Source organism: Haladaptatus ordinarius (genome assembly GCF_054177595.1).
Genome location: NZ_JBPEHH010000142.1, coordinates 1 through 7,794, shown reverse-complemented (window position 1 = coordinate 7,794; position 7,794 = coordinate 1). Strand labels below are relative to the sequence as shown.

The window sequence follows — 7,794 nt, the reverse complement described above, 5'->3', positions numbered from 1 at the left end:
TGGTAGGTTCACCAGGTGCGTATCCGGACAGCGGATGAATCAGGTTCCTGATTCACCCGCTTCACTCAGGACTACGTATCAGCTGCTGGACTCCTGAGCCAGAGTGGACAACTAGCGAGTATACACTTGTAGACGCGTTACGTGGCAGTAATCGGCTGTCAAATAATTGCTGTACATAAAATTTCACATCTATTGACACACTCTGGGCGGAATGAGTTTTGGACTACTCTTGTGTGGTTTCCTGAGTAATTGTCTTCGATCCACACTCTGGACACTGCTCATATTGTTCACTGAAGCGCGTATCACATGCTTCACACCGAGAGACTGAGTTCTCGTTAGCTGCATCCGCCATTTTCGTTTTGAATTGTTCGGCTTGACGCCCGAGTTTCCTGAACAGTCCCATAACTACTCCAACAGAGGCGTCCCAGCTGGATAAGGGTTCGTCACCAGCGTCTCAATACTATTTTGTGCCAATAAAGCGAGGCAAACCAATGGGTACGATCGACGGAAGGAGCTGAGAATTTCCATGATATTTCTATCCTGACTTGACTAATTCATGCTGTAGCGACTCACCATTGTTGGCATGTCGAAAATCTCTGTGCGACACTTACAGACGCCAGGGTGAACTGTCTAGCCAGAGTATAGTGAGAAGGGGACTGCTAGCCGAAATCAGTAGTGAAGCAATTGGGTATAATTAGAGGTGATACAAGAAAAGACAAACATCCAGACCTTCAGCGACGAGTTACGGAAGCGCTTCGATGATGCTGTGCCCAAGACCCTTGAGGTCGAACGACGGTATCACTAAGCCAGCCTTCGTTGCGACCGTGATCCACTGCCGATAGCATACACGACGGAAATATGCCGTGTTACTAGAGACCGAGCGCATCAATCTGTTCTCGATACCGATTACGGATGGTCACTTCGGTGACCTGCGCGACTGCGGCGACCGCACGCTGTGTTTCTTTCTCATCACACAGGAGTGACGCAGCGTAAATCGCTGCAGCGGCACAACTAGTGGGCGATTTTCCCGACAGCAGGCCCTTTGATGAGACGGTGTCAAGAATTTCATTCGTTTTCGCTTCGACAGCGTCGCTACTCCCCAGTTCTGAACAGAATCGAGGAATATACTGCTTCGGGTCGACCGGTCGTATTTCGAGCCCGAGTTCCCGTCCAAGATACGTGTATGAGCGGCTTATTTCTTTTCGTTCCACACGCGACACATCTGCAATCTCCTCGAGACTTCGAGGGATATTCTCGCTGCGACACGCCGCATACAAACAACTTGTCGCGATCCCTTCGATCGAGCGACCGCGAATCAGATCTTCATCGAGTGCGCGACGGTACAGTACACAGGCCACTTCGCGAACCGATCGCGGAATACCGAGTGCGCTCGCCATCCGATCGATCTCGGAGAGCGCAAATTTGAGGTTGCGTTCGCTCGCATCTTTTGTCCGGATACGTCCTTGCCATTTGCGCAGCCGGTGCATCTGGCTGCGTTTTTCAGCGGACAACGCGTTACCGGAGGCATCGAAATCTTTCCAGTCGATATTCGTGGTAAGACCTTTATCATGCATCGTCTTGGTTATCGGCGCACCAACCCGAGACTTGCGTTGACGCTCTTGCTGGTTGAAGGCTCGCCATTCGGGTCCAGGATCAACGGCTTCTTCCTCAACGATTAACCCACAGGCCTCACAGACGGTTTCACTTCCGTCTGCGCTTGTGAGCAGAGTTTCTGAGTCACACTCTGGACAACCCCGGACGCCCTCGTGTTGATCTGTATTGTGCTCCGTCTCATCGCGTTCTGTCCGACAGGAAGGGCGTATCATTGATTAGCTACGATATATAAGATAGCAAAACGGTTAAGCTCTCTGTTCGATTTCTCGGCAATACCCACGAAAGTAGTGTTGATTTCGCTCTTACGCACGCTCAGGATGGGATGGGATGGTCGTAAACTGCGCGTCAGCGGCCAGCCAATGAATAAAATTTTTAACCTATTCATGCGACCAATGACCAGTTTGAAGCAACCATCACTCGGGAACTGGGCGGGCGAGGTCAGGGACGGGAACCGAATCGGTCGTCTTGCCACGCCAGCAGTTGTTCTCGGTCGCGCGTGTTCCTCGGGGGCTCGTCGAACCACCTCGCATCGGTAATCTCCCCGTCCGGGTCGTCAACGGTCGGCGTCGTCGTCTCTGCCTGCGCTTCGAACACGGGAAGGACGCCCCACGTCGAGTAGTCGGCGTACCGAACCGCGATTCGGGTCGCGATAGCGAGGCCTTCGTAGTCGGCTTCGACGCCCGCTTCCTCGCGGAGTTCGCGTTCGGCTGTCTCGCGGAACGATTCGCCGTCGTGGACGCTGCCACCGGGGAGTACCCACTTGTCCACCCCTTCGTGCCACACCAACAGCATCTCACCTGAGGGGCGGTAGACGACGGTGTGTGCGCCGTACGGTGCACCCGTTTCCGAGACGCGCTGAGCGAGCGTGCGAAACCGGTATCGGGAGACGGTGTAGGTCCGAGAGAACTCCAGAAACTGCGAGTAGGCGTCCGTCAGACGGTGGTACGCCTGCTCGGCGTGCTGTTCCGCTTCGGTGGCCAGAAACCAGAGTTCATCGAGCGTCATCGTCGAGATTCGAGGGGCACGACTTCGATGAACACGACGGCGAAGCCGAATCAGTTCCGGGGGGTGTATCGTGTGTAATCATGTGTCAAAATTATCCGGCAGTGGAAATAAGCCTTCGGTCACCGCCATTCTGGAATCGGACGGTTTTTACGAACGGACGGGCTATCCGGCGGTATGAGCTTCGACGAAGACGACACGGTCATCCTACACGACCAGCACAGCGAGTACGACGGCGAAGAGGGAACTGTTACGCAGGTGATGGAAAACATGTTCGGTGACGCCACCTACACCATCAGCTTCGAGGACGGACAGGAGACGGGCGTCTCCGAGGATTCCCTCGAAGCCGTCGAAGACGAAGAATAACGGGCCGATTTCCGCCGCTCCTGCCATGACCAGTGTTCCGTTCCACTACATCGACTTGCGTACGTTCTGCTACGACACCGAAGACGTCCAGCGCGTCGAGGAGGCCCTGCGCACGTTCCTCCCCGAGGAGTTCGAGGTCGAGCGCGTAGAGAGCGAGGGCCACCACGGCGACCGTATCGTCGTCCTCTCGGCGCGAGTCGAGACCGCCGACGAGATGCGTCACGTCCTCTCCAAACTCCGCGAACTCCCCGACATCGAACGAGTGCGCGAGGAGTTAGACGAGCGAGTCGACGACAACTGCTCGTTTTTCGTCTCGCTCGACAAGCAGTCGGCCTACCGCGACGTCGTCGAACTCGGACAGGGCATCACGCTCCGTGCGAAAGTCGAGGCCTATCCTGCGAAAAAGGACGCGGCGGTGGAGAACGCCCGCGACGCCCTCGCCTGACGATTCACACGAGTAGCGGCTGCATATCTTCTGCCACTATCGGTTAGGCCGTCACAAAGTTTATCACAACGCCCCAAGTGATGACAGACGTTACCACGCAACGCGTGGATGAGTGTCATGAAAGAGTGCCCTTACTGCAGTTCTGACCTCCGCAGCGGCGGTCAGTCACAAACGACACGCAATGGCGACCCAACTGGACACAAAAGCACCGGCACCGAGGTAGTGACGTGCCCGGATTGTGGCGGCGTCATCGACGGCTTCTCTGCACACTGAGAAACGGCCAGTGGGAGTCTCGCTCATTTTCGGTTGACGAGTTTGACGAGCGTCGGATTCGCGTGAACGCAGGTTATCAACGCTCACGATCAATCCCCGCTTGGAACGATTGATGACTGCCTCTCGGACGGTGGGGATTTCTTCGTTTTCCTCCATACCAACAGCAGGCTTTGGCACTTTCGCTCATCGAATCGACAGCGTCCCACGTGTGTACGCTGTCCTCTCTCGAAAGAAACGAAGCGTGGGTTTTGATCGTCCCCCTAGTCAGTCGATTACTCGTCTGTAAGTAGTCCCGCTACCTCCTCAATGACCCTCGTCGTCGTTTCTTGCGTCAATCGCTTGGTCGAGAATGCGGCCTGTTCATACCGTTCAGTGACATCCCCGAGGGTGGAAAGCATCTCATCCGAGAGGTTTGCCTCACGACAGGCATTGTAGAATTCCCAATGCGTGGAAGCTGGTTTCGAGACGGTCGATGCAAAGCGATGCCGGGCTGCGGAATACGCTGATTCCACTGCTGTTTCGTATTCTCCAGCCTCGAACGCTGACCGTGCGTGGTCAAGTAATGCGTGAGTGACCACCGACGAAGGCGATGAACTATCGTCGTTCCCTCCTGGTTCAACACCAGTCATTTCGCTTGCCCTCGTTGTTGTCACATCATCGTCACCACCCCAGATGCCAATGTTCGCCAAAATATCGGTGCGCCACAGGAGATACCCACTGAGCGTGATAAGTGCAGCGATGCCGAAGCTCACAATCCATCCTCGTGTCATGCGATCGAATAGGCTCTCACTCCCCACTGCGAGTGCTATCGATGTGCGTGCAGACTCGAGATTCGACCCTGTCCCATTGTACTTTGTAACGAACGTCGTTTCTCCATCATCTGCGATGAGCTTCGATGGCAGAACGAGCGATACTCGGTAACTGCCGTTTGCGTTCGTTCGAACGGTTGTAAATTGCGTACCGCTGACCAGAATCGCGACCCGTTGGTTTGCGATCGGTGTTCCGTCGGCGGTGTGCAACTGTCCACTGAGTTCGACACTCCGTTTACTGCCAGGAGTTCCGGAGACTGTAAGATTGGTCGCTGTCGGCTCGATTGTGAGGGGAGCAGATGTCGACGAAGTTGCAAGTGCCTTGCTCTGAAGCGCAACCGTGGTCCGAACCGATTGTGCTCCAGCAGGCACATTCGCAGGGAGCTGCTGGTGAAACGAGAACGTCCCCGCCTCTGTTGTTCGAGCCGTTCCAATCCGTTTTTGGCCCACGAAGATGGCAACTGGGACATTCGAGGCACGAACACCTCCAGCGTTCACGTTTCCAGACACTGCCACTGTCTCATTGAATCGTGTGGTAGTGGTATGCTCGACGATCGAAACTGTCGATGAAACCTGTGTTACATTCGCGTAGACGGTTCGGTTCGAGCCAAGATAGACCGAGTCATTGGCGGGAAGATACTGGACACGGAACGATTGGTTCCCAAGCGCGGTGGTCGTCGGCCGAGCGTGGAGAGTGAATTCACCATCGGAATCTGTTTGCACCTGCTTCGTGCGATTGCCACCGAGCTCGATCTGTATGCTCTTGTTCGCGAGCTCGGATCCGTTCTCGGCGGTCAATCGACCAGTAACAGAAAGTGGGGCAAGGAACGAGACATCCGCTGACTGCACCGTTGCAGTCAGTTCGGTCTGGACGAACTCAGATTCACGGACGGTGGATTGCTGAGTCGAGATATTCTGCGAGATGGTATGCACCGTTTGGGATTCCTGCTCGAAATTTGCATTCGTCTCATTGGACAGCGTGTTGTAATCGCTAGTGAGATTCCCGCGCGATTGGTCGATGTCGCGTTCAAGTCGCTCAAGTCGACGTGCAATTTGTCGCGCCTTGTCGTCGTTTCCGTTGCGCTTGGCTCGCTGGTAGCGGTTGTAGAGCTCACGATACTGTTGGACCCGCGAGACGAATTGCTGTTGGTTCTGTTGTGTCTGTTTGAATGACTTGGCAGCCTTGTCGTCCTGCATTCCTTCGGTTTTTCCCGCGACATCGACATACTTGCCTAGCAAACTATCGTAGTCGTCCCCAACTATCGATCGCGCCTTCTGATACTCCCCTTGACTGAGTTGAACCGAACTTCCCTTGAGCTGTGAGGAGAGTCGGCCAGCCAACCATCGTTCGAGTTCCGAGAGGTCACCGTCTGTCTGGACATCCTCAGGATTCTCATGCTGTACACTGGAATTGTTCGAGGAAGTGGCCATCTGCGCCAGTTGGTCACCCTGCCTAGCGGAATTGGAAGACCCGGCATTCATCGGGCCTGTTATCGCCTGAGCCGGGAGCACCAGCACTAGGATGAGGAGGCCAATGAGGGCGATCGTGGTCGCAGCGGGACGGGACACATCTACTCTCTTTCAGTCATCCATAAAAATAGCTTCTCCCTTTGTTCGAACTGAAAATACCAACTTTTTCAACAACGACGTGAACGATGTCCTCACTAAAACAATACATTGAATTGGGAGTGGTCAAGTTGTCAAGAGCATGGAGGTGACCCATCGATATTGGAGCGGCGTATTCCTTGCCGGTCTTCTTGCCTGTAGCGCTTGGCTCCTCGCAGAACCGCTGTTGTTGGCAGGGGCTGCTGCCCTCGGTGGGTCATTACTCGTTCATCAGTATCGATATACACGCGCAGTGTTGCAGACGAAGGATGCACTCACACTCACCCAATCAGTGTCCCACAACCGTGTGACCACTGATGAGACGACGCGGGTTGTCTTGCATGCGATGCTTCCCGACCCAGCGCCAATCGACGTTCGGGTCGATGCACGACCGCCCGTGGCAGCACGCACCACCGAAGACGAATCCCAGCAAATCACAATCGAGACCGGTGATCAAGACGCAACGACGACGTTCTCGCTACGGTGGCCGGTTGCAGGGAAGTTCGAGTTAGAATCACCGATGGTCACACTCACCGACCCAGCGGGGGTTTTCCAGACGACCGTTCCCATTGGGTCGACAGCAACCATAACGGTCATGCCACGGCGGCCACGGAACCTCCACGTCGGTGCGGGAGGCGAGCGGCTATCGACGGCGTTTGGAGAACACAAAACAGGCCGTCGGGGTGTTGGTCTCGATCTAGCTGAAATTCGACAGTACGTACCGGGTGACACAGCACGCCAAATGGACTGGAAAGCCACGGCGCGAACGGGACACCCACACGTTCGCGAGTTCGATGCTGAGACCGACCTGTCGACGGTGCTCGTCCTTGATCATCGCTCGTCGATGGCCATGGGGCCACAGGGACAGACGAAACTTGACTACCTCCGGCATGTCGCCTTAGCGTACACCGATCACGCGCGGTCGAATACCGAACCCATCGCATTGTACGGCATCGGCGACAATGGAATGACCGCCCACTACAAGTCTGATGCGAACATGCGCCACTTTACGCAAGTCGAGACTCATCTACATGACTTGACGCCGACCGCTGGACCAGTGTTCAACCGTCTATCAGAGACACGCCAGTATCGAACCCCAAGTGAAGCACGTGCGGCAGCGACACAACTCCGGACAGATGACTCGGCATTCGGTATGACACTGCTACCGTATTTCACTAACGCACAGCAGTATCTCCACCAAATCGAATCGGATCCGCTCTACAACACTGTCCGGACCTACCTCAGTCGGACCCGTGGGTCGGTCATTACCGTTCTCTTGACTGATGATGCTCATCGACAAGAAGTCCGTGAGACGGTGCACATGGCTCAGCGACATTCCGAGCAGGTACTCGTCTTCTTGACACCGACGGTGCTGTTCGAAAGTGGGGGCTTGGAAGATATCGAAACAGCATACGAACGATACATCGATTTCGAGGAGTTCCGCCGTGGTCTCACACGAATCGAAGGTGTGGTTGCGTTCGAGGTCGGGGCTGCTGACCGTATCGAAGCGATTCTCGCGTCGACACGCCAGACGAACCGGAACCGAGCGAGGAACCAGTAATGTCGGTAGTTCCCATCGTTCCTGATTACTGACTCGGTTTCTGGGGCGAGACGAGAGTAGCTGGCGCGGATGAGCGAATGATTCAACCAAAGACGGCGGTCTCACTCCAGTGAGAGCGC

At 55.2% G+C, this 7,794-nt stretch carries 6 protein-coding genes; 3 read left to right on the top strand and 3 right to left on the bottom strand.

Annotated elements, in window-relative coordinates:
- Positions 1–869: 869 nt before the first annotated feature.
- On the bottom strand, positions 870–1,826 hold the full coding sequence (locus tag ACR3FF_RS24365) for a transcription initiation factor IIB (RefSeq protein WP_458190719.1): 957 nt from the start codon (positions 1,824–1,826) through the stop codon (positions 870–872).
- 226 nt (positions 1,827–2,052) lie between these two features.
- Positions 2,053–2,619, bottom strand: coding sequence for an NUDIX hydrolase (locus ACR3FF_RS24360; RefSeq protein WP_458190718.1), 567 nt, complete (start codon positions 2,617–2,619; stop codon positions 2,053–2,055).
- A gap of 174 nt (positions 2,620–2,793) precedes the next feature.
- On the opposite strand from ACR3FF_RS24360, the gene ACR3FF_RS24355 reads away from it, so the two are divergent.
- Both ACR3FF_RS24355 and ACR3FF_RS24350 read left to right on the top strand, forming a co-directional pair.
- On the top strand, positions 2,794–2,982 hold the full coding sequence (locus ACR3FF_RS24355; RefSeq protein WP_458190717.1) for a DUF1918 domain-containing protein: 189 nt from the start codon (positions 2,794–2,796) through the stop codon (positions 2,980–2,982).
- A gap of 25 nt (positions 2,983–3,007) precedes the next feature.
- Positions 3,008–3,427, top strand: coding sequence for an RNA-binding protein (locus tag ACR3FF_RS24350; protein WP_458190716.1), 420 nt, complete (start codon positions 3,008–3,010; stop codon positions 3,425–3,427).
- 545 nt (positions 3,428–3,972) lie between these two features.
- Here the strand turns inward: ACR3FF_RS24350 and ACR3FF_RS24345 are convergent.
- Positions 3,973–6,078 carry a collagen binding domain-containing protein gene (locus ACR3FF_RS24345; protein ID WP_458190715.1) on the bottom strand — a complete coding sequence of 702 codons (2,106 nt, stop codon included), beginning with the start codon at positions 6,076–6,078 and terminating at the stop codon, positions 3,973–3,975.
- Between the two features lie 382 nt (positions 6,079–6,460).
- Between ACR3FF_RS24345 and ACR3FF_RS24340 the strand changes: the two genes are divergently transcribed.
- Positions 6,461–7,675 carry a DUF58 domain-containing protein gene (locus ACR3FF_RS24340; RefSeq protein WP_458190714.1) on the top strand — a complete coding sequence of 405 codons (1,215 nt, stop codon included), beginning with the start codon at positions 6,461–6,463 and terminating at the stop codon, positions 7,673–7,675.
- Positions 7,676–7,794 lie beyond the last annotated feature (119 nt).